This window comes from Desulfosarcina variabilis str. Montpellier, assembly GCF_048565275.1.
GTDB classification, from domain to species: Bacteria; Desulfobacterota; Desulfobacteria; order Desulfobacterales; family Desulfosarcinaceae; genus Desulfosarcina; species Desulfosarcina variabilis.
The window spans coordinates 7,348,654-7,371,558 of the sequence record NZ_CP159846.1; the positions used below are offsets into that span (position 1 = coordinate 7,348,654).

The 22,905-nt window shown below is 56.4% G+C and carries 16 protein-coding genes; 8 read left to right on the plus strand and 8 right to left on the minus strand.

Going from position 1 to position 22,905, the window contains the following annotated elements:
• The first annotated feature begins 405 nt into the window (after positions 1–405).
• The 5 genes from Dvar_RS33195 (at position 406) to Dvar_RS33215 (ending at position 8,261) form a co-directional block, all read left to right on the plus strand.
• Complete coding sequence (locus tag Dvar_RS33195) at positions 406–1,545, plus strand: ABC transporter substrate-binding protein (protein ID WP_419657417.1); 1,140 nt, start codon at positions 406–408, stop codon at positions 1,543–1,545.
• Positions 1,542–2,570: a FecCD family ABC transporter permease gene (locus Dvar_RS33200; RefSeq protein ID WP_419657418.1), complete on the plus strand. Its 1,029-nt coding sequence runs from the start codon at positions 1,542–1,544 to the stop codon at positions 2,568–2,570. Before Dvar_RS33195 ends, Dvar_RS33200 begins: the two co-directional genes overlap by 4 nt.
• 156 nt (positions 2,571–2,726) lie before the next feature.
• Complete coding sequence (locus Dvar_RS33205; protein ID WP_419657419.1) at positions 2,727–3,341, plus strand: ABC transporter ATP-binding protein; 615 nt, start codon at positions 2,727–2,729, stop codon at positions 3,339–3,341.
• Positions 3,342–3,640: 299 nt separating this feature from the next.
• Positions 3,641–7,537: a cobaltochelatase subunit CobN gene (cobN, locus tag Dvar_RS33210; RefSeq protein WP_419657420.1), complete on the plus strand. Its 3,897-nt coding sequence runs from the start codon at positions 3,641–3,643 to the stop codon at positions 7,535–7,537.
• A 43-nt stretch (positions 7,538–7,580) separates the two neighbouring features.
• A complete protein-coding gene (locus Dvar_RS33215; RefSeq protein WP_419657421.1) occupies positions 7,581–8,261 on the plus strand; it encodes an ABC transporter substrate-binding protein in 681 nt (226 codons plus the stop codon).
• A 4-nt stretch (positions 8,262–8,265) separates the two neighbouring features.
• Here Dvar_RS33215 and Dvar_RS33220 read toward each other — a convergent pair whose 3' ends face one another.
• The 8 genes from Dvar_RS33220 to Dvar_RS33255 all read right to left on the minus strand — a co-directional run bounded on the left by Dvar_RS33220 (position 8,266) and on the right by Dvar_RS33255 (position 14,576).
• A complete protein-coding gene (locus Dvar_RS33220) occupies positions 8,266–8,658 on the minus strand; it encodes a type II toxin-antitoxin system VapC family toxin (RefSeq protein WP_419657422.1) in 393 nt (130 codons plus the stop codon).
• A complete protein-coding gene (locus Dvar_RS33225; protein ID WP_419657423.1) occupies positions 8,658–8,891 on the minus strand; it encodes a type II toxin-antitoxin system Phd/YefM family antitoxin in 234 nt (77 codons plus the stop codon). Before Dvar_RS33225 ends, Dvar_RS33220 begins: the two co-directional genes overlap by 1 nt.
• Before the next feature lie 133 nt (positions 8,892–9,024).
• The gene (locus Dvar_RS33230; RefSeq protein WP_419657424.1) at positions 9,025–10,380 is read right to left on the minus strand and encodes a tetratricopeptide repeat protein; all 1,356 of its coding nucleotides are present in this window, start codon (positions 10,378–10,380) and stop codon (positions 9,025–9,027) included.
• Between the two features lie 2 nt (positions 10,381–10,382).
• Entirely contained in the window at positions 10,383–11,087 is a 705-nt protein-coding gene (locus tag Dvar_RS33235; RefSeq protein WP_419657425.1) for an energy transducer TonB, read from the minus strand.
• 119 nt (positions 11,088–11,206) lie between these two features.
• Entirely contained in the window at positions 11,207–11,623 is a 417-nt protein-coding gene (locus tag Dvar_RS33240) for an ExbD/TolR family protein (RefSeq protein WP_419657426.1), read from the minus strand.
• Positions 11,624–11,758: 135 nt separating this feature from the next.
• Positions 11,759–12,370, minus strand: coding sequence for a MotA/TolQ/ExbB proton channel family protein (locus tag Dvar_RS33245; protein ID WP_419657427.1), 612 nt, complete (start codon positions 12,368–12,370; stop codon positions 11,759–11,761).
• Positions 12,367–13,806, minus strand: coding sequence for a MotA/TolQ/ExbB proton channel family protein (locus Dvar_RS33250; RefSeq protein ID WP_419657428.1), 1,440 nt, complete (start codon positions 13,804–13,806; stop codon positions 12,367–12,369). The genes Dvar_RS33245 and Dvar_RS33250 overlap by 4 nt, the downstream gene beginning before the upstream one ends.
• Positions 13,803–14,576 (minus strand): DUF3450 domain-containing protein, encoded by a 774-nt coding sequence (locus Dvar_RS33255; RefSeq protein ID WP_419657429.1) that lies wholly within the window; start codon positions 14,574–14,576, stop codon positions 13,803–13,805. The genes Dvar_RS33250 and Dvar_RS33255 overlap by 4 nt, the downstream gene beginning before the upstream one ends.
• A gap of 841 nt (positions 14,577–15,417) precedes the next feature.
• Here Dvar_RS33255 and cobN (Dvar_RS33260) point away from each other — a divergent pair.
• The 3 genes from cobN (Dvar_RS33260) to Dvar_RS33270 all read left to right on the plus strand — a co-directional run bounded on the left by cobN (Dvar_RS33260) (position 15,418) and on the right by Dvar_RS33270 (position 22,858).
• Positions 15,418–19,332 carry a cobaltochelatase subunit CobN gene (gene cobN / locus Dvar_RS33260; RefSeq protein ID WP_419657430.1) on the plus strand — a complete coding sequence of 1,305 codons (3,915 nt, stop codon included), beginning with the start codon at positions 15,418–15,420 and terminating at the stop codon, positions 19,330–19,332.
• A 205-nt stretch (positions 19,333–19,537) separates the two neighbouring features.
• Positions 19,538–21,754 carry a TonB-dependent receptor gene (locus Dvar_RS33265; protein ID WP_419657431.1) on the plus strand — a complete coding sequence of 739 codons (2,217 nt, stop codon included), beginning with the start codon at positions 19,538–19,540 and terminating at the stop codon, positions 21,752–21,754.
• Between the two features lie 66 nt (positions 21,755–21,820).
• Positions 21,821–22,858, plus strand: coding sequence for an ABC transporter substrate-binding protein (locus Dvar_RS33270; RefSeq protein ID WP_419657432.1), 1,038 nt, complete (start codon positions 21,821–21,823; stop codon positions 22,856–22,858).
• The last annotated feature ends 47 nt before the right edge of the window (positions 22,859–22,905 follow it).

Here is a 22,905-nt window from a genome sequence, read left to right on the forward strand (position 1 = left end):
ATCGCATACCAGTAACATGTCATTTTTCTCTTTTTGCCTTCCTTATCTTCACTCACAGTTAAGGGCACCATTGGCAAAGCCTTAAGGGAGGAAGCGGTATGATCAATAACGCTTTCGACCGATAACACAGTCCAAAAACATGATCTTGAATGCTATACCACGATTTGTTCTAAAAACTTGACTTATATGTCCCTGTCAAGTAGGAAATTCGGCTACGCATACGACTGAAGCCGTATAAACCATTTTTTATTACTCGTTTGACGAAAGCGCTCCAGCCAAAAAACAGGCGGGCGGTTTCAGTTAAAACCAAAGCAAATCCAAAGGCCATGAAGGCTCTCAAGACCGCTGAAGCGGAAAGGGAGTTTTATGGCCTTTTTTGTTCGCGGTCCAAAAGGAACATATAAAATGCACGGTGTTTGCCGGTCTCACTGTATGCGATTGCTGACCATGACCAAAGTTTTCATCCTGTGCCCCCAAGTGGTTCCGCCCAACCCGGCCTGCCCCGCCCCACGGCCCAGGGGCATGGCAGGCCTGGGGGCCTTGATTTTATTGTTGATCATAGCTGTTCTGCCTCTGCCGGCACAGGCCATGAAGACAACCGACGCCCTGGGCCGGCAGGTAACCATACCCACGCCGGTACGACGCATCGTGGCCCTCAACTCCGACAGTCTGGAAATCCTGCGCACCCTCAAGGCCCAGGACCGGATTGTTGGGGTATATGCCGAAATCCTTCGCGAACCGACCTTTTGGGGGACCTTGACCAACCTGCCCAAGACCGGCGGCTGGCGAACACCCAACCTGGAGGCCATCGCGGATCTTGCACCGGACCTGGTGCTGACCTATAGCCGCAATCCCGGTGAGCAGTTCGACCGTAAAATGGCCGCCCTGGGCATCCCGGTGCTGCGTCTGGATTTTTACAAGCTGGCCACCCTGGAAGACGAAGTCAAGCGGCTTGGAGAACTGTTGGGAAAGATCGATGAGGCCCGGTCCTTTTGTGATTGGCATGCCGGCCATCTGGCGTTGATCCGGGACCGGGTGGCAGAAGCACCCCATCATCCGGCCGTTTACATTGAAAGCTATTCGGATCTGTCCACCGTCGGTCCCACGTCAGGCGCCCATGAGATGTGTCTGCTGGCCGGCGGCCGCAATATCGCCGCCGACACGGTCCTGCCCTACCCCAAAATCACTCCCGAATGGGTCCTCGCTCAGAATCCTGAGATCATCGTCAAAGCCGCCGCCTGGAGCAACGGCTACCAAGCCAATGGCGCCAGCAGTTTCAACGCCCGCCGCGATGCGATCATGAAAAGGCCGGTGTGGTCCACGATTCCGGCCGTGCAAAACGGCCGGGTGCATGTGATGGATAGTGCCATCTGGACCGGTCCCCGGGCCCTGATCGGCGTGGCCTGGCTGGCTCGCTGGTTTTATCCCCAGCGCTTTGCCGATGTGGATCCGAATCACTGGCATGGGGAGTATCTCCAGCGCTTCCAGGGCATCGCCTACCAAGGGATCTACACCTCCGATTCACTATTAAAGGAAACCCGATGAACGCCACGGACACCATCACCCTGGCCTACCGCAGGCGGTCGAACGCGCGCATGCTGTTTATCCTGGCAGCTATCCTGGTGATGGCGGTCATGGCCATGGTGGCCTTGTGCGTTGGCGCATCCGGAATGCGCCTTGCCGATGTGGTGGCGGCGCTTTTCGCTGATTCCGGCCGGGCCCACGGCATCGTCTGGATGCTGCGGCTGCCGCGTATCGTGCTGGCATGTCTGGTGGGTTTCGGACTGGGCACAGCCGGAGCGGTCTTCCAGGCCATCCTGCGCAATCCCCTGGCCTCACCCTATACCCTGGGTGTTGGGTCCGGTGCGGGATTCGGTGCTGTGACCGTGATCATCTTCTTTAGCGGCATGCACCGCTGGGCCGTGGCCGGCGGGGCCTTTGCCTGTGCCATGCTTTCGGCGGCCGTGATCCTGGCCGTGGCCCGCTTGCGCCAGGCATCCACCGAGACCATGATCCTTGGCGGCATCGCGCAGATGTTTCTTTTCTCTTCGCTCACGTCCCTGTTCCAGTATATGGGCACAATGGATCAGGTGCACGAGATTGTCTTCTGGTTTTTCGGTAGCCTTTCCAAGGCCGGTTGGCCGGAAATCGCCCTGGTGGCCGTCATGGTCGGTGGCCCCTTGCCCTATCTGCTACGTCGTGCCTGGGATTTCGATCTGCTCACCGCGGGTGACGAGTCAGCCACCGCCCTTGGCATCGACGTCGGCCGCTTACGGTTGCGCAGCGTTACGGCCGCTTCCCTGATGACCGCCGGCTGTATCTGTTTTGCCGGTGTCATCGGCTTCATCGGCCTGGTGGCGCCCCACATCACGCGCATGATCATCGGCGGCGACCACCGCTACCTGCTTCCGGCATCGGGTCTGATCGGCGCAGTGGTGGTGCTAATCGCCGATACCCTGGGGCGCACGCTCTGGTCTCCTCACGTGCTACCCATCGGCATTGTCACTTCCTTTATCGGCGTGCCGTTTTTCTTTTATTTGTTGATTAAACAGAAAAAGGCCTACTGGTAATGCTGGACGGATTCGTAAAAAGCCCAATATCGGCGTTACGCTTCACCCTTCGTCACTGCGGAGTACGATCAGTACGCCTCATTCCTCAGGATTCGCAAGCCTTGATCTCGGGCTTTTTACGAATCCGTCCCAAATGCTACTTTTTAGGGGGCCACGATGCTTGAAATCTTTGACATTCAGGCGGGGTACGGACACACCCGGGTGCTGGCCGGCATATCGGCGGCGGTCGGCAAAGGAGAAGTCCTGGGGATCGTGGGCCCCAATGGCGCGGGCAAAACCACATTGATCAAATGCATTGCCCGAATCATCGAGCCCAGCGGCGGCCGGGTCAGTATCGACGGCATTGACGTCCGCCGCCTCTCCCGCCCGACCCTGGCCCAAAAGATCGGCTACGTGCCCCAGCACCTGCCGTCGCGCTTTTCCATGAGCGTGTTTGAAACCGTGCTCACCGGCCGTCGGCCCCATGCCGCCTGGCGGCCGTCAAAACGTGACCTTGACCGGACCGCCCGGGTTATCCGGCAGCTGGGACTGGATGATTTGGCCTTGCGCGATGTGGGTGAGCTCTCCGGCGGCCAGATCCAGAAAGTTCTCCTGGCCCGGGCCCTTGCTCAGCAGCCCGACTACCTCTTGCTGGACGAGCCGACCAGCAGCCTGGATCTCTACCACCAGCTGGAAGTCATGCAAATGGTCTCGGCCCTGGTACGCCAAAACGCCATTGGTGCGATCATGGCCATGCACGATCTGACACTGGCCGGCCGATTGATCTTTTGACCGCCGACACAATCCGCGAGGTTTACGGTGTGGAAGCGGTCGTGCGCCGGGAAAACGGGTATGTTTTCGTTCATCCCTTGCAGTGTGCGGGGAGGCGAGCGGTTAGCGATTAGCAGTTAGTGCCTTATTCGTCATTTCATGTCGAAAAAAACAAGAAATTCAGAGAAGGCTTGTTGCCGATTTTATTGGAAAATAACAAATCACAAGCACCAAATTCCAAATAAATTCCAAATCCCAACATCCAATTTCCAAACTTGGCATAAGATTGCGGTGTTTGTAACTTGAATAAGGAATCAACCATGTCATCTTCCACCCCCATTCATATCGTCTCCATCATGTGGGGCTCCTACCTGCCCACGTTTCTTAAGGCTGCCGAGGCAAGCCGGCATGTGACCCTGTCGATCTTCTCTCAAAAGCAAATCGAAAACGATCTTGATGTGCTCGAGCTTTTCTGGCAGAGCGCTGCCCGGGCCGACGTGGTGTTTCTCTACTGGACCGCGGATGGTTTCTGGGAGGAGGTCAACGCCCGGCTCGATGAATTCACGGCTGGCAAGACCATCATCACCACCTCATTCGACCCGGCCAACTGGGGCCGCCGGGCCACAGTGGAAGTGCCGGTCTGTGCCCGGGCCTACGGCTATCTGGCCGAAGGCGGGGTAGAAAACTACCGTCGGCTGCTGGACTTCATCGCCCATCAGGTGGATGCGGCCATCCCGGTCGAGGATCCTGAGCCCCTGCCTTGGCAGGGCATCCTGCATCCGCCGGATCAGACCGTCTACCCCACCATTGAAGATTATCACAAGGCGCATCCGGCCGAACATGCCCGGACCGTGGGACTCTTTTTCTCCCGCCATACCTTTACCAACACCGATGGATCGCTGGAAGCCGAACTGATCGAAGCGCTCACCTCCCGAGGGGTGAACGTCCTGCCGGTCTTCTCACACGGTGTGCGCGACAAGGCCGCCGGCGCCCTGGGGCCTATTGAAACCGCCAGGCAATTCTTCATGGACGATGAAGGCCGGCCCCGCATCCAGGCATTGATCAACCTGCATTTTTTCTTTCTCGGACGCGAGCCGCGAGGTGATGTGGCCGCCACCGGCGTGGCCGCCCAGTCGGTAGAACTGTTCTCTCAGATCAACGTGCCGGTGATCAAGCCGGTCGTCGCCTACAGCCAGGACATCGCCGAGTGGGAGGAAAATCCCCAGGGGCTTTTTGCCGAAGTGACCTTTGGCATTGCCATGCCTGAATTCGAGGGCAACATCGAACCCATTATCATGGCGGCAAGCCGCAAGATGACCGATGAGAAAACCGATACGGTGTTCGAGATTCGCGAAACCATTGCCGAGCGCGTCCAGCGCCTGGCCGACCGGGTGGTCAATTGGACCCGCCTGACGGCCACGCCCAAGGCCGATCGCAAGGTGGTCTTCGTACTGCACAAAAACGAGTGCGCTGGCCTGGAAGCCAGTCTGGGCGGCGCTGCCGGCCTGGATTCCGGTGAAAGCATTGTGCGCATCCTGCGGCAAATGGCGGATAATGGCTATCAGATCAAGGATATCCCCGAATCGGGTGAGACCTTGATGCAGACGTTTCTCCAGCGCAAGGCCATTGCCGAGTTCCGCTGGACCACAGTAGACGAGATCGTCAACAAAGGCGGTCATCTGGCACTCCTGGACAACCAGATTTACGAGAAATGGTTCGATGCCCTGCCGGAGAAGGCACGCCGGGAACTGGTCGAGGGCTGGGGAGAGCCGCCGGGAAAGACCATGAACGGCGTGCCGCCCAGCATGGTGCTGGACGAGAAGCTGGTCATCACCGGACTTAACTTCGGCAACGTCAACGTGATCATGCAGCCCAAGCGCGGGTGCGCCGGCTCCCGCTGCGATGGCCAAGTGTGCAAGATCCTGCATGATCCCGACATCCCGCCGCCCCACCAGTACATCGCCACCTACATGTACATGGAGCACGTTTTCGGCGCCCACGTGATCATCCACGTGGGCACCCACGGCAACCTGGAGTGGCTGCCCGGCAAGGGGGCCGGCCTGTCCGGCGCCTGCTGGCCGGACATCTCCATCGGCACCCTGCCCCATCTTTACATCTACAATGCCGACAATCCGGCCGAGGGCGTGGTGGCCAAACGGCGCAGCAACGCCGTGCTGGTCGATCACCTGCAGGCGGTCATGACCACGGCCGACACTTACGGTGGGCTGGAGGAACTGGAGGAATTGCTCGATGAACACCAGCGGGCCCGGGACTTGGACCCAGCCCGCGCCCACCAGCTCGAGCATCTGATTCGCGAGGCCATCGATCGCCACCACCTGTCAGACGATGTTAACATGGACGCCCTGGCCTTCGACGACCTGACGGTCCGTTGTCATGAGATTATTTCCAGTGTCAAGAACAGTCAGACCCGCGTGAGCATGCACGTTCTGGGCGACATCCCCCAGGGCGATGACCGGGCCGAGACCATCAACACGATCCTGCGTTTTGACAGCGACAATCCCTTGAACACCCGGCGCCTGGTCTTCGACCTGTGGAATGAGGACATTCATGATGCCCTCAAGCAGCCGGGGAAGCGCGGCAACAACGGAAAGACCTACGGCCAGATCTTATTGGATGCCGACCGCGCAGCTCATACGCTCATCGCTCGCCTCATGGCGGGTGAGAAAACCAAGGAAGCGATCGAAAAGCTCCTGGGCGGCCGTCCCACGGGTGATCTTCTCGATCGGTTCGAGCGCTTCGCCGACTTGGTGGGCGAAATCGATCGCCGCATCAATGCCTCAAGGGAGATCGACGTCCTTTTGGCAGCCATGGCCGGCGGCCATGTGCCGGCCGGTCCTTCGGGTTACCTCTCCCGGGGGCGCTATGATATTCTGCCCACGGGCCGTAACTTTTACAATGTGGATCCCACACGCATCCCCACCCGGGCCGCCTGCCGGGTCGGTGAACGACTGGCCGAGGCCCTGATGGCGCGTCACCTCAAGGAGGAAGCGCGCTATCCCGAAACCGTGGGCATGGTCTGGATGGCATCGGACATCATGCGCGCCGACGGCGAACAGATGGGCCAGATAATGCATCTTTTAGGCACTCGGCCCCGCTGGCGAGCCAATGGCCAGGTGGACGGCTTCGAGATCATTCCAGCTGATCAACTGGACCGGCCGCGCATTGATCTGAACATTCGCGTGTCGGGCATCACCCGCGATTGTTTTCCCGATTCGGTCAAGTATATCGACGACGTGGTCCAGGCCGTGGCCCTTTTGGACGAGCCCCCCGAGGTCAACTTCGTGCGCAAGCATATCGTGGATCAGGCTGCCGACCAGGACCTTTCCATTTCCGATGAGAAGGCCTTTCGCCGTCTCAGCTACCGCATCTTCTGCGCCCAGCCCGGCGTGTACAAGGCCGGGGTCAATCTGGCGGTCTACGCATCAGCCTGGAAAACCGAGGGCGATCTTTCCGATGTCTACCTGTTCTGGAACGGCTACGCCTATGGCGGCGGTGCTGGAGATGGCACCTACGGAGTTCAGGCCCACCAGGAACTGACCGCCAACCTGTCCCGGGTGGAGGTGACCTTTGACAAGCACATCTCCGATGAAGGCGATTTTCTCAACTGCTGCGGTTACTACAGCAACTATGGCGGCATGACCGTGGCCGCCAAAACCCTGTCGGGCAAGGCCCCCCGAACCTACTACGGCGATACCCGCGACCCGGCCGCCGTTACTGTCACCGATTTTGCCGATGAGATGCGCCGCGTGGTACGGGCCAAACTGCTGCATCCCAAATACATCCAGGGCATGAAAGCCCACGGATATAAAGGTGCCGGGGATCTGTCCAAACGCATCGGAAGGGTTTACGGCTTCGGCGCCACCACCGGCCAGGTGGACAACTGGATCTTCGACGAGATCGCCACAACCTTCATGCTCGATCCTGAGATGAAGAAATGGTTCCAGGAGGTCAACCCCTGGGCCATGGAGGAAATCGGCCGCCGCCTGCTGGAAGCCGAAAGCCGCGGCATCTGGAAGGCGGACCCGGATCTGCTGGACCGCCTCAAGGAGGCCTATCTGGACACCGAGGCCACCCTGGAAGACACCATGGGCGACGTGACCGGCGATTTCCAGGGCGGTAGCGTGGACGTGATCACCGCCGACGAGGTGGATGGCTGGAAATCGGCCATGCAGGCGGTGTTGGAGAAAAAGTCATAGATGTAAATTGCCTCTCATTCTATTTATAATCGCCACGCCTTCGATGGCGTCTGAAGTTTGCCAGGATGCGCAGACCGTCGTCGATGGTGCGGGCCGAACCGTTCAGATATGTCCATCGGCCACCCTGATCGTACTGATCACCTCTCAGGAGATTTTCAGACTGCTTGGTGTGGAGGAGCGTGTTGTCGCGGTTCATCGATGGGTCAAGGCTCTGCATCCGGAAGAAAATCCAGTCATGGCCGGCAAACCCATCGTGGGCGGTTTTTCCGCCGGGGACGTGAACTATGAAAAGATTGTTGAAATTGCCAGTCAGACCCCTGGAGAAGACGTTGTCATTACCTATGAATCACCCTGGGCAGATAATATCGAAAACCATCTGGATGGCATGGACGGTATCAAGACGCTGAAACTCAGCATCAACAAAATGGAGCATTTCACCCAGCAATGCCGCCTGCTGGTAACGGTTGTGGGCAGAGAAAAGGCATGGCTGGAATACGATAGCTGGCGCAAGAAAATCTTACGATTCTTGCAGGCAAGGCTGGAGAAAGTAGCGACTGCAAAAAAACCGCGAGTATACTACAACACCTCCGCCAAAGGGCACTATGACACCGTCAATGCAGCGCACTTTGTAGCCAAGATGATCAACATGGCAGGCGGCGACAATATCGGGGATGCCCTGCCCGCCGGAGGCAATCAGATTTCGCCTGAATGGCTGCTGTCTTAAAATATTACCAGGTGGAATTGACATACGGATAATCAAGAATTTTCTGGTCTTTCGTTACAAGTGTAAGGCTGTGGATTCGGGCCGTTGATACAATGAGGCGATCGGCAGGATCCTTATGGAATGTTCCAGGTAAATCGCAAGAGTCGATTGCGATGTCAGGTGAAAGATCAATTACAGTAATACCCGCACCATCGATGGCCCGCGACAACCATTGTGATGGTGAAATTTTCAACGCAATCCTTTTTTTTGCCACCATCATGGCAAACTCCCATATGGAAATCGAGGCGATATAGCGATCATTCGTTTTGGCCTCGCGAATCATAACCTTTGCATTTTCAGTGAGATTTTCCGGTTCCGTCAGACTCCACCACCAAACATGGGTGTCCAAAAGGATCATCAATCGATTTCCCACTCAGTGGAATCAATAACCGGTTTTGTCAGATCTTCAAGTGTCTGCCCAGTTCCTGATAACGCACCCAAAAAAGGGTCCTTTTTATTATCCTGGTCGACATGAACAATTTTCGCGATGGGCCTGCCACGCTTGGTGATAATGACTTCACGGTGAGTGGAATTCACCTGATCCAGGATTGTAAAACATTTCCTTCGGAATTCTGCAGCATTGATTTCCATAATCCCCCTCCATATTTATGTACACTTTATTGTGTACACTTTTAATTGTCAATCGAAAATGTTTTAACCAAACGGGGGGGACGTTGGGCAGACCGCACATCTCCTATTTTTGGAGTTCTGCGCCACGTTTGGTCTATTGTTGCGGGTGCATTTTGTCCGCAGACAGCACTGCCAACTGCTTGAGGGCCGTATTGGCGGCTTTTCTCTGCTGGCGATGCCTGGCGGCCCTGGCAAAGGCGTCTTTGCTGGTAGCAAAATCGTTTATCTGCCAGGCCGCATATCCGGCCATCAACCAGGCCCGGCCAACATGGCGGCCCTTGTTCCGGGCGGCCCTTTTATACGCCGCAACCGCCTGTTCAAACTGATCCATGCTGTAGTAAAGCTCGCCCTTGAGCAGCATGATATCAGCATCCTCCGAATCCGGATCCACCGCATCGATGACGGCCAGGGCTGTTTCCGGCTTGCCCAGCTGGCGATAGGCGGTCGCCAGCTGCTGCAGCATCTGTTTGTCTTTTTTTTCTTTCAGACAGGCTTCGTAGAGCGGCGCGGCCTTGACGGGAATATTCAACTGCAGATTCAAATCGGCCAGCAGCTTCTTTTCTTCCATGGTCATCGGGGTGAGCAGTGAATAGACGGTCAGGGCCATCAAGGCATCTTCATAATTCTCGGCATTCAACTGGATGTGGGTCCGTGCCTTCCACCACTTGGCCAGGGTCGGCGTCTGCCGGGTAAGCGTATGCACCAGAGCAAGGGCTTCACGCTGCATGTCCAGCTGCATGTACTGGTGAAGCAGAATCTCCTGCCATTGAATCTGCTTTTCACCGGTAAAGGCCGCTGCCAGTTCCTTGATATACGGCAAGGCTCGCCGGGGCTTTTCCGCGGCGAGCAGGGCATGGACCATGTGTTCTTTCCACTCCAGCTTGATCGCCTCCGGGTGAGCCGCGAACAATTCTTCGAACAGGCCGATGGATTGCTTGTAGTCATCGGCCATCAGATAAGCGACCGCACTGTAGTAGAGGTACTCGGGCTTTTTCTCGGTTGCTGTGTCGTACGCTTTTTTAAAGCAACTGGCGGCGTCGGCATTGTGGTTCAGTTCATAATGGGCGTTGGCCAGGTTCAACCACGCATACGTATGGCCCGGATCACGGGCAAGGGCTCGCTGATACGCTGCCGCGGCATCTTTGTACTGCTCACCCATCAGGTAGCAGTTGCCCAGACAGAATTCGATTTCAGCATGGTGATAGCCCTTGGGATCCTTATCGCCGGGTTTGAAATCGGGACCGCCGCGGGCCTGAAATGTCTTGAGCGTTTCGATGGCACGCGGGTATTCCTTGGCCTCGATCATGGGCTGGACGTTGGCTAAAATCAGCTGTGCCGGCAGCGGCAATGGCGGGGCCTCATCTTTTTCACGTGCCATCCCCAGTGCCGGTATAAAAACCAGGATCAACAGAAGAACAACCAACCATTTGAAGTATTTAAATACTGCCATGTTTACTCCAATTCGTATCTGATTACTGTCTCCACCTGCGCCTTCACCGGCATGCCCTCGACCGTGCCGGGCTTGAACCGCCAGCCCCTCACGCAGCGTTGAACGCTCCGTTCAAACAGACCCTTCGGGTCGGCATCCAAAATGGTGATGTCGCCCACCCGGCCGGCTTCATCCACCACAAAGGACACCTTGACCCATCCTTCAATTCCACGCCGGCGCGCCTGAACCGGATATACCGGTGGAATGCGCGTCAAGGTGGTCAGAGGACCATCCAGCTGCCCCACGGAAAACGCACCTTGCAAGGCATTGGCGTTGGCCAGTGGGGCACTTTTGAGCGGCGGCAGCACCAGAGCGTTGGGGCCGCCGGGAAGCCGCGGGTTGACCTTGAACGGCAGGGTCAGTTTTTGTCTCATGGGCTGCCGGGGTGCGGCGTCGGGCTTGCGCATCTTTTCGGGTTCGGGCGGCTTTGGCGGTGGGGGCTGTTTTCGTTTGACTTCAGAGTCCGGTCGTTTCATGCGAATAACGTTAATCTGGGACAAAAGCGTGTCGATGGACGGCCGGGATGGCGCGGGATCCACCAGATGGGGCATTAGTATAAACAGAACCAGATTCAATCCGGCAGCGACCAATCCGGCCCCCAACCAAGTCGCCCATGTACGCCGGTGGATGGCGTCGAAATAATCGTTATATTCGGTGGTCACTGACATGTTCCATTACCATTGACAAACGTAAAGAAATGAATCGGAGATGGGGTGAACCGGTGACAGGGAAATGTGTAAACCACCCCCCCCCCTCTCCCCTTCTCCCCCTCTCCCAATCACCATCATCATCCCTCGGGCACACTGGCGGCCAGCGAAACATTGGCGGCCCCGGCCATGCGGCAACCGTCCATCACCTGGATGGCCACCCCGGTACTACTGGCCTTGTCGGCCACCACCACCACGGCCCCTTCCGGATTCTCGGCCAGTGCGCGCTCCACGTTGGCCCGCACCGCACGCGGATCGATCTCCCGGTGATCCATGAACAGCCGGTTGCTCTGGTCGATGGCGATCAGGATCGTGGCCTTGTTCTGCACCATGGCCGTGGCTGCCGTGGGACGGCTGACGTCAATACCGGTCTCCTTGACAAAACTGGTGTTGACCAGAAAAAAAATCAGCAATATAAAAACCATATCAATAAGCGGCGCAATATTTAATTCTGGTGTTGCCCGTTTCCCGCGTCGAGCCGCTGCTATATTCAGCATATGTCAACTCCTAACTCCATTGACGGTTCGTCTTTCGTCCCTCGTCTTTCGTCCATCGTTCTCTCGCCCCCGCCTTCCACTTTCCGCCTTCAGCCTTCCACCGTTAACCGATGACTGACAACCGACAACCGACAACTAAAGCTGCCGCCGCAAATAATACCCCGCCCGTGCCACCCGCTGCTGCAGAATTCGCGCCCGGCGATCCAGAAACCCTTTCATATAGAGCCCGGGGATGGCCACCAACAGGCCGGTCTGGGTCGTGATCAGGGCCTCGGAAATACCGCCGGCCATGCCCTTGGCGTTGCCGGTACCGAAAACCGATAGAACATCAAAGGTCCCGATCATACCGGTAACCGTGCCCAACAGGCCCAGAAGCGGCGCAACGGCGGCCAGCACACCGATGACGGCCAGATGGTCGTTCAAAGACCGGTTGATGGTGAACACGGTCTCATCGAGGATAAACCGATCCAGCATGCGCTCAAAGCTGCGCCGCTGGATAAAGCGCGCCACCAGAAGCGACACCGCCCCGCGGTATTGATTGGGGTCCGGCAATCGGTTCTCATGGATGTGCGCCAACGCCTTTTGTAGCGGCATGTTCTTGAGATGCAGGCGTCTGAAAAACAGCGCCCGCTCCACAATCAAAAGCCACATGCCCACACTGACCAGCGCCAGGGGCAGCATGGTCACCCCACCGGCGCGCAGGTACTCCTCCAAGCGAAGGGACTGAGTGATTAAAAGATCAATCACAGTACTTTACCCCTGTTTTTATGGATGACATTGACCAGCGCGACCGCTTTTTCTTCCAGCTCGCCAATTTTTTTATCCACGGCACGGCTCAAAAGGGTCTGGGAGAGCATCAAGGGAATGGCCACGGTCAGCCCCAGCATGGTCGTTACCAGGGCCTCGGAAATGCCACCCGACATCAGACGCGGATCACCGGTGCCGTGCAGGGTAATCACGTGAAACGTATCGATCATGCCGGTGACGGTGCCCAGAAGCCCCAACAGGGGGGCAATGGCAGCCAGCATGCCCAAGGTGGACAAAAACCGTTCCATGGGGGGAATTTCTCTTAAAATGGCTTCCTGCAGCGAGTTCTCCATCTCCTCACGCTGCATCTGGCAGCAGTCCAGGCCGGATTTCAGCACCCTGGCAACCGGAATATTCGGATGACATTCACACGCTTTTTCGCAGGCCAGCCAATCATTTTCGGCAGTATGCGATTCAATGGTCTGCACCAATTTGTCGGCATCCAATTTTTTGCGCAGCAAAAAAATCACCCGTTCAAGGATAATCAAAATCCCCACGGCCAGAATGATCAGAATCGGCCAGACAATCGGCCCGCCCTTGGGAACCTGTTCCCAAAGCTTGAGTTCATGGGTCAGCTGGCGCAAGGCACCCCCGCGGGAGACGTCCATGGGAACGCTGTCGCTTTTACCGCTTAAGTATCGCCTCAGCTGTTTTTGCATGCGGTTGTCGGGAAGCCGTGAAAGCGCATAGAGTTTTCTCCCCGTGGCTGAGTAATTGCAAAATCCCACTTCGCTGCCGATCCGATAAGCCGCGGTAAACGGCCCCAGCACCAGCACATCCGCCTTAACCTCACGACCGGCCCGGTCAACAATCAAAGATTCACGAAGCATCACTTCACCGGCAGCGGCAATCCGCGCGCGCAGCCCCTCGGCCAGGGCACGCACATCATCCATGCCGGGAAAGCGCTGATTCTGGGAGATGGTTTCGAGAAACAAGGTGGGCTTTTCATCAAGGGCGGTTTGCAGATTCTGGGTGATCAATGCATCGACATCCTTGGCATTGATGCGGATGACGCCCACCAGTTCGTTGATCATGCTGTCGGTCTGCGCCAGGGACTCGCTGAGCTCCTGCTCATGCTGGTCCAGGTCTTTACTCTCCTGCTTTAAGGACTCGACCGCTTGATCCAATTTTTGGTTGGCGGCTTCAAGATCGGCAATGGCTTTTTCCAGAGCGCTGCGATCCTGCATGATCTTGGCCCGGCTCTCGGCAGCCGCTTTTTCGGCAGCGGCTTTTTCGGCCGCTGCTTTCTGGACCAATTCCGCTTTGGCTTGCTGGGCCTCCATCTGAATCGCCCGCATGTCCTGGGCCGCTGATGGCGAAACCATCATCAAGCTAATCAACAATACTGCCAGTAACCAACAAATACGTGTCTTCATTTGACCACCATCCTTCCTACCGGCAGGGTGAGCATTTCCACCGGCTTGCGTTTGGCGGCGATATCGATGGCGGCATGGATGGATGGGTTATGGGACCCAGGCAAGGGTTGCCACGCATTGTCAGCAATATTGTAAAAACCGCACTTCTTGCGGTCCAGGCTCTGGTAGAACAAGCTGAGCCGTCCCAACCGAAAGATATCGACCAGCATGGTCTGCCCGTCGATGGTGATGGTTTCCTGGTAAGTCTCGATGGTCGTGCCGTATTCGGCCTCCACCATAAACGCTTCCATGACCTTGCGATACTTTTCGCTGACCGATACGTCCGGATCGGTCATCAGATGCTCAAGATTGTCGATGCGTTTTTCTCGCTCTTCAGGAAGGAAGGGATAACCATCAGATACTTGTGTTTTTAAAAGGGCGAGCATTTCTTCGAGGAAGGGCTGGATTTGGTCGGAAATCTGCTGGATGTCGGCAAGCTGTTTTTCCTTGGTGGCAATGCGCGCCCGGCTGGCGTCAGTATAATCCTGCAAATCCTGTCGCTGCGCCTGCAGCTGTTTCTGCTCGGCTTGCAGTTGTTCAAATTGAGCGGTCAGCTTCTCTTTTTCCAACCGCCATTTTTCCTCTTCCTGCTGATTCACCTGGCGGGTCTGGATGGATTGGCGGACCGGTTTTTCAACACGCTGCTCCGTATCGCTGGCAAGAACGGGCAAATCAGGTAAAAACAACAAGCAACAAATCAACATCCATATCAACAACATCTTTATCGTCATCTATCGGTCTCCTGAACTGTGTAACCTTGATGAACCCCATATATAAAAAATTCCCATCTCGAAACATTTTTCGTATACATAAAATACAATCCGAGAAATCCTTTTTAAGTCCCAAAGCATTCTGTATAAAGTGGTTAATCAACCGCTTCAACTGTCTTCTCGAAACAAATGCTCAAAACGGAAAAAGCCATAACGACTTCTTCCTGTGCAGGAGTATGCCTTCATGGCTTTTTATCAACAATTATCTTATTTTATGGCAACTAACGATTACTAAAGTAAATTTATCATTTACTTGATTTTACATATATTCGTATACATAATTTTTCGTGTCTATATCTACTAAAACTTTTTGTGTCAATATTTTTTCTCAAGTTACGTTGACAGTATAATGATAAAATCTGTTGACTTTAATGTATCTACCGAGTAGCGTTATTCGTTATTAAAAATTACGAGTATGGCAGAAGCCGTACGATTAGTTCAAAGCCCAAAAGCCCGTTGAAGCAAATCGCGCGCGGCGAATACGTACTGAAAGCAAAGGCCACGAAGGTCAACACTCCCGATTAAGGGGGGTGTCTCTTCGTGGCTTTTTTGTGTTTGAAGGGGCGGCCGGTCTCCCGCCAAAGCGTATCCAGCCGCCGTTGTATACCCCCCTCGCAGGGAGGGGATGAGCTGTTTTTATCACCGAAGACCCGCAGCCGTTAATCGGGCGAGCAGACATCCCAACAAAAAAGTCTTTTAATAAGAAACGCTAATGGGGCCACCATCAATTTTCTGGTCGTGCTCATTGAAGCGAAGGGATTGTTGCGCCTGCAGCCTAAGTCGAAACAGGGAGAAATTCATCATGCCGATCAAGCTCTGCGTCGTTGCCTGGAAAAGTCACCTACCCCTACTTGTAAAGGTTGCCAGATCTCTTGACTGGCTGGACATCAGCGCCCATGTCAGCACCGAGCTGGCCGACGACCCATTGAAACTGGAAGCGGCGATAGAGGAGATCAAACACGCCGACCTGGTTTTTTTCTACCGCTCTTCCGAAGGTTTCTGGGAAGCCATCGAAAAAGAACTGGCCGAGGGGACCGATGCACCGGTGGTCTGCATCGGCCACGACCCGTCCCTGTGGACACTTTCCTCGACTCCTTTAGCTACGGTTTCGCGATGTTATGATTATTTTACGCTAGGCGGGGAAGAAAATTACACCAACATGTTGCGCTTCATGGGCGCAGAGGTGCTTGGCCAGCAAGTGTCCTATGACCCGCCCGTGCCGGTTCCCTGGGAGGGATTCTACCATCCCCGGGCGGACGTGAACCATTTTGACAGTCTGGAGGCCTATCTGGCCTGGTACGATCCCGGTTCCGCGCCTGTCGTTGGTGTTCTGATCAGCCGCCATTATTGGGTCAGCGGCAGCCTTACGGTAGAAGATGCCATTATCATGGCACTGGAGGCCCGGGGGCTCAACGTCATCCCGGTCTTTTCCTACAGCGTACGCGACAAGGGACTGGGTACCCGCAGCAGCGGCGAGGTCGTCCGTGACGTCTTCCTGAAGCCCGACGGAACCTGCCGGATCGACGCCTTGGTCAAACTGCAACCGTTTTTCCTGGAAAGCCAGGCAGGCCAGGATATGTCCGATGGCCGGCATGCCACCCCCGGCGTCAGACTGCTGGAAACACTGGACGTGCCCATCTTCGGCCCCATTACCGCCTACTACAAAACCATCGAGGAGTGGGAGGTCGATGACCAGGGAATCGGTAACGGCATTGCCTGGTCCGTGGCCATGCCCGAGTTCGAAGGTGTGATCGAACCCATGATCGTCGGCGGCGGGAAACGTATCGATGATCAGGCCGGCGGCGAGGCATTGGAAGAGCGCCAGCCCATCCATGAGCGCTGCAGGCGTCTGGCCGCGCGGGTGGCCCAGTGGGTTCGATTGCGCCGTACGCTGGTGGCCGAGCGCAAGGTTGCCTTTGTACTGCACAACAACCCTTGCGCCTCGATGGAGGCCACGGTGGGCGTGGGCGCCCATCTGGACACCCTGGAGAGCGTGGCGTGTATTCTGCACCGCATGCAGGCCGCCGGCTACCGCGTAACCCCACCGGAAGACGGTAAGGATCTTATCGACACCATCATGGAGAAAAAAGCCATCTCCGAATTCCGCTGGACCACGGTGGATGAAATCGTAAGCAAGGGTGGCACCCTGGGCCGGGTCTCCCTTGACGACTATTTAAAATGGTGGGAAACCTTTCCCGCCAAAACCAAAAAACGCATCAGCGAAGCCTGGGGCAACCCGCCCGGTGAGGAACTCAACGGGATCCCGCCGGCCATGGTGTATGAGAACACCATCCTGGTAACCGGCGTGGACTATGGTAACGCCGTGGTCTGCGTCCAGCCCAAGCGCGGCTGCGCCGGCCCCAAGTGCGATGGCCGGGTATGCAAAATCCTGCATGATCCGGATGTACCGCCACCGCACCAGTACCTGGCCACCTATCGCTACATCGAGGATACCTTTGCCGCCCACGTGGTGGTGCATGTGGGCACCCACGGCAACCTCGAATTTCTCCCGGGCAAAGGCGTGGGGCTTTCCGAGTCCTGTCTGCCGGATCTGTCCATCCACACCTTGCCCCATCTTTATATCTACAATGCCGACAACCCGCCCGAGGGAACGATTGCCAAACGCCGCTCCCTGGCCACCCTGGTGGATCATATGCAGACCGTGATGCAGCAGGGCGGCCTTTACGAAGGCCTCGAGGAACTGGACCGTCTGCTCGGTGAATACGAGCAGGCCAAACTCACCGACCGGGGCCGGGCCCACACCCTTGTCCATATGATCATGGATTCCATTGAGAAGACCGACCTGGCCAGGGAAATCGGTCTTGATCCTGATGAGCCCTCAGATGTTCCCATTGAAGAAACCCTGCGCCGCACCCACGAGGCCCTGAGCCGCATCCGCAACACCCAGATCCAGGATGGTATGCACATTTTCGGGCAAATCCCTGAAGGCGAACGGCGCATCGATTTCATCAACGCCATCCTGCGCTTTGATGCCGGAGAAACCATTTCCTTGCGCAAAATGCTTTGCCGGGCCATGGGACTGGATCTTGGCGTGCTGCTCAAGGACCAGGGGGTGATCAATGACGCCTTTGGCATGAGTCACGGCCAGTTGCTGGAAAAGATCGACAGCCTGGGACGGCAGGCCATCGCGGCGATCCTGGCCTCGTCCAATGGGCAGCTCAGGCAGCAGATAACCGGGCTTCTGGGCGACCGGCTGCAGGACGAAACCGCCCTGGACCCGCTCGACATCATCCGTGAGCGCATCGTTGATCTCACCAAACGCATCGACGAATCAACGGAAATCGATGCGCTGATGCACGGCTTTCAAGGCGGCTACATCCCTTCCGGGCCGTCTGGTCTGATCACCCGCGGCCGGGACGACATCCTGCCCACAGGCCGCAACTTCTTCTCGCTTGATCCGGAAAAAGTACCCACCCAGGCCGCCTACAAAGTCGGCGAGAAGCTGGCCGTGGCCCTGATCAAAAAGCATGCGGCGGAAGAAGGCCGTACTCCTGAAAACGTGGCCATCTTCTGGATGTGCACGGATATCATGTGGTCCGATGGTGAGGGCATGGGCCAGATCATGTCCCTGATCGGCGTGCGTCCCCGCTGGCTGCCCAATGGCAAGGTCCGGGGGTTTGATGTCATCCCCCTGGAAGATCTTGGCCGGCCACGCATCGACGTCACCATCCGGGCCTCGGGGATCTCCCGGGACAATTTTCCCAATTGTCTCGAGTTGGTCGACGAAGCCGTCCACGCCGTGGCCAGCCTGGATGAACCGGAGGAGATGAACTTCATCCGCAAGCACGCCCTGGAAAAAATCCAGGAAGAAAACAGCCCCGAGGAGGACCGGCAAGCCTGGCGCCGTGCCACCTACCGCGTCTTTTCCTCCAAGCCGGGCACTTACATGCCCGGCGTCAACCTGGCGGTCTATGCCTCGGCCTGGAAGGACGAGGCCGACCTGGCCGATATCTTTGTCTACTGGAACGGCTATACCTACGGCAAGAAGGTCTTCGGCGAGGAATCCCAACGGGAGCTGATCCATTCGCTGAAAAGCGTCGATGTGACCTTTAACAAGGTGGTCACCGACGAATACGACCTGTTCGGCTGCTGCTGCTACTTCGGCACTCACGGCGGCATGACCGCCGCGGCGCGCAACATATCGGGCCGGCCCGTGAAAAGCTATTACGGCGACACCCGCGAGCCCGAGCATATCGCCGTCACCGACCTGGCCGATGAGATCCGCAGGGTCGTACGCACCAAGCTGCTCAATCCCAAATGGATCGAAGGCATGAAACGCCACGGCTACAAGGGCGCCGGCGACATCTCCGGCCGCGTGGGCCGGGTATACGGTTGGGAGGCCACGACCCAGGAGGTGGATGACTGGATCTTCGATGATATCGCCCGCACCTTCATGCTCGATCCCGAAAACCGGGAATTTTTCGAGAAAAACAACCCCTGGGCCCTGGAGGAAATCGGCCGCCGCCTGCTCGAAGCCGAAGGCCGCGGCCTGTGGCAGGCCGACCCCGAGGTGCTCGAGGCGCTTAAAGAGCGCTACCTGGAGGTCGAAGGCTGGATCGAGGACACCATGGGGGACGTGCAGGGCGAGTTCCAGGGCGGGTCCATCGACATCCTTACCACCGAGGAAGTTGGCAATTGGGAAGTGATGATGAAGGAGGTTAAGGAGAAAATGAGGGCTGCGCGGCCGCCCCAGTAGCCTGTTTAAAAACCTCGTCTAAGGCCCGCTACCGGTGTTGGAAACCGTCTCGAAATGCTCACATATTGCATATATGCTCCGCTTTAGGGCCGTTTTCCGCCTTGTTATCGGACCTTACCCAAGATTTTCAAACAGGCTATCAGATTGCTGATACAATTGCACGGAAACAGAACACGATTATTAGGAGAAAGTGGAGAAGATGAAAATGGAGTGGAAAAGGAAACTGTGTCTGCTTGTGTGTTGCGTGGCCATGGCCACGCCGGCTGCGGCCGAGGATAAAAAAAAAGTTCAACTGGATGAAGTAGTCGTCACGGCCACTCGCACGGAAAAAGATGCAGCTTCCGCGCCGGCCAGTGTCTCCGTGGTAACCCAGGAAGATATCGAAAAAAGTGGTGTCAGGTCCGTGGACGAAGCCGTAAGCCATATCGCCGGCGCCTACGGTCCCAGAGGGATAAAGGGCGGAATGATGGACTCCCTTTCCGGCGGAGGGCTCACCCTGCGCGGTGTTCCCCGGGCCAGCAACACCTTGTTCATGGTGGATGGAATTATCCTGAACGACTCGTATTCCGGCAGCCAGCGCAGCAGCCTGGCCGTCGCCCCGCAAAATGTCGATCGTATCGAAGTCGTCAAAGGCCCGTTTTCCAGTCTGTATGGTGGTTACGCCGTTGGCGGTGTAGTCAATATCATGACCAGAATGCCCGAGGAACTCGAACTGATGATAAAATCCGGGTACGGTTCCAGCTTTGACCGGGGTGAAAGCCCGGATGATGTGGCGACCTTTTACGTTTCGGGCGGCGACAAGATCAAGGATAAGCTGAGCGTTCTGCTAAGCTACGGTTATAATACAACCAACGGCTATCCGACCAACTTGAACCAGCAATCGACTATGCCGCCGGAAGGTATCAGCGGCTGGCAGGCAACCACCGATACGTCCGGCGATCCCCAGTATCTCATCGGTGATCGGGGTGACAAGACCTGGTGGGATGATAACCTCTCCTTTAAAGCCGGATACGATTTCAGCGAACAGACCCAAATGCGCCTTTCTTTTACAAACTCACGATTCGAGTATGACTACGACGATCCGCATACCTATCTGGAAGATGAAAACGGCAATCCGGTCTGGTCATACGAGAATGGACGCACCGTACGTGAAGGCACCTTTTTGTCTAGCGGGCGTTCCTACAATGAGGAAAGGCGCTACGGGTTGACCTTCGATACCGAGCTTTCGATATTTCAAATCAAAGCCGCCATGGGATACGTGGATCGCCCGGAGTATTATTACCTGTCACCAAGTTCCACCTCCGCCACCAGGGACGGCGGCGGCGGAACGGTCACCGAAACCCCGTCCTCCAGTTACAATGTCGATCTTCAGACAACCTTTCCGATGATCGGCCGCCAGACGGTGACCATCGGCGGCGCCTTGAAGCATGGCGAGGCAAATACACGCAAACACAATGTGACCAACTGGGATGATGAAGATTCAAAGACCGATCTCGCCTTTCAGGCCAAGGGGCAGGACCGGACCTGGTCCATCTTTGCCCAGGACGAAATCGCACTGTTGGACAGCCTGACCACCTATATCGGCTTTCGCCAGGATTGGTGGGAAACCTATGACGGATATGCCAATTCCGTGGGTGACGAGGGATATCCGACAACCTATACCGAGCGCGGTGAATCCGCATTCAGCCCCAAGGCGGCCCTGGTCTATCAGCCTTTTGACGTCACTACCCTGCGGGCCTCCATGGGCCGATCGTTTCGTCCGCCGACATTGTATGAATTGTACACCATCTGGATTTACGGGGAGCAAACGACCATGGCCGACCCGCATCTGAAACCCGAAACAACCACCTCCTGGGATGTGGGTATCGAGCAGCACCTGTGGGAAGGCGCCAAAATCGGCGTTACCTATTTCGATAACAAGATGGAGGATTTGATCTACAACCAAACCCTGTCGGATACGCTTATTCAGCGTACCAATGTGGGCGAGGCGGAAAGCCATGGGGTGGAAATCGAAATCGAACAACGGGTAAATGACGGACTGAAGCTTTTTGCCAATTATACCTACACCGATTCCGAGGTGACGAAAAACGATGCCGAGCCTGAAATGGTGGGCAAGCAGCTGGTCCAGGTGCCCGAGCATATGTTTAATGTCGGCGGCAGTTTCAGGATTGGCGACTTTTCAGGATCGCTTACCGGTCAATATGTGAGCAAGCGTTACAGAACCGATGACAACAGCGACGAGGAAAACGACGTCTACCAATCGTACGATCCCTACTTTGTTGCCGATGTCAGAGTCGCGTACCAGTTAACCAGCTTCGCCGAGATTTCGCTGTCCGTGGATAACATCCTGGATGAAGATTACTTCAGCTACTATAAAGCGCCGGGGAGAAGCTGGTTCGCCGGGTTGACCTTGACGTATTGAGCCCCAAGATGGGCGGTTAGCGTTTAGCAATTAGCTGTTAGCCCTTATCTTGAGCGAGAATTCCAAATGAGCCGCTATCTGTTTATTACCATCCTGACCCTGTGTGGAATGCTCAATAGTCTATCGGCCTGGTCTGCGGATCAGGCCGCCGCAACGGTGCGTTTCCGTGATGCCTTCGGCAATCCGGTACAGGTGGCGGCGCCGGCCCGGCGCATCGTCGTCATCAACGGCGATGCGGTGGAGATTCTGTGCGCCATCGGTGCAAGGGATAATATTGTCGGCATCAGCAGCCATACCGCAAAGAACCCGGGTCCCGTGGGAAAAATGTCGGATAAAACGGTCGTCGGACCATCCACAGGCCCGAGCATCGAGAAAATTATCGAGTGCCGGCCCGACCTGGTGATCGCCTATGAGATGTGGATGTCCCAGAAGGCGTTCGAGGCGAAACTGATTCCTTTGGGCATCCCGGTGGCCCGACTGTTCTGCTATCGCATCGATCACCTGGATGAGGAAATCCGCATCCTGGGCCGGCTGGTCGGCAGACAAGACCAGGCCGAAGCCTATATCGCCTATAAAAACCGGATCATCGACACGGTCAAACAAAAGACCGGCAATCTTAAACCCAAAATCCGCGTCTACAATGAATCCTACGCGCCCTACAAAACGGTTTCCGATGGTTGTGGCGCCGATTTGCTGCTCGATATAGCCGGCCTCGACAACATTGCCGCCGGCCAATCGATTCCCTGGCCTGAAGCTACCAGCGAATGGCTGGTGGAACAAAACCCGGATCTGATCATCAAAGTCGCCAGTGCGACCTTTATCAAGAACGGCTATGGCGTGGATGACGTTCAGGCCATGGATGCGTTCCGCAACGCGTTGATCACCCGGCCGGCCTGGAACCGGATCAAGGCGGTAAAAAGCGGTCGCGTGCATATCCTGGCCAGTGAACTCTGGGTCGGACCGCGGGCGCCCATCGGCATTCTCTACATGGCCAAGTGGGCCTATCCCGAGCATTTTGCGGACATGGACCCTGAGGCCATCCACCGCCAGTGGCTGAAAAAATGGCATGGCAGAGAGCTGAAGGGAATTTATGTCTACCCGTAAAACTGCAAACTGGGCGATGACGCCACTCAATGAAAATTGACAATTTT

Coding starts and splice junctions, on each gene's coding strand:
- Dvar_RS33195 (WP_419657417.1), top strand. CDS start 406: ATGCACGGTGTTTGCCGGTCTCACTGTATGCGATTGCTGACCATGACC.
- Dvar_RS33200 (WP_419657418.1), top strand. CDS start 1,542: ATGAACGCCACGGACACCATCACCCTGGCCTACCGCAGGCGGTCGAAC.
- Dvar_RS33205 (WP_419657419.1), top strand. CDS start 2,727: ATGCTTGAAATCTTTGACATTCAGGCGGGGTACGGACACACCCGGGTG.
- cobN (WP_419657420.1), top strand. CDS start 3,641: ATGTCATCTTCCACCCCCATTCATATCGTCTCCATCATGTGGGGCTCC.
- Dvar_RS33215 (WP_419657421.1), top strand. CDS start 7,581: ATGGCGTCTGAAGTTTGCCAGGATGCGCAGACCGTCGTCGATGGTGCG.
- Dvar_RS33220 (WP_419657422.1), bottom strand. CDS start 8,658: ATGATCCTTTTGGACACCCATGTTTGGTGGTGGAGTCTGACGGAACCG.
- Dvar_RS33225 (WP_419657423.1), bottom strand. CDS start 8,891: ATGGAAATCAATGCTGCAGAATTCCGAAGGAAATGTTTTACAATCCTG.
- Dvar_RS33230 (WP_419657424.1), bottom strand. CDS start 10,380: ATGGCAGTATTTAAATACTTCAAATGGTTGGTTGTTCTTCTGTTGATC.
- Dvar_RS33235 (WP_419657425.1), bottom strand. CDS start 11,087: ATGTCAGTGACCACCGAATATAACGATTATTTCGACGCCATCCACCGG.
- Dvar_RS33240 (WP_419657426.1), bottom strand. CDS start 11,623: ATGCTGAATATAGCAGCGGCTCGACGCGGGAAACGGGCAACACCAGAA.
- Dvar_RS33250 (WP_419657428.1), bottom strand. CDS start 13,806: ATGAAGACACGTATTTGTTGGTTACTGGCAGTATTGTTGATTAGCTTG.
- Dvar_RS33255 (WP_419657429.1), bottom strand. CDS start 14,576: ATGACGATAAAGATGTTGTTGATATGGATGTTGATTTGTTGCTTGTTG.
- cobN (WP_419657430.1), top strand. CDS start 15,418: ATGCCGATCAAGCTCTGCGTCGTTGCCTGGAAAAGTCACCTACCCCTA.
- Dvar_RS33265 (WP_419657431.1), top strand. CDS start 19,538: ATGGAGTGGAAAAGGAAACTGTGTCTGCTTGTGTGTTGCGTGGCCATG.
- Dvar_RS33270 (WP_419657432.1), top strand. CDS start 21,821: ATGAGCCGCTATCTGTTTATTACCATCCTGACCCTGTGTGGAATGCTC.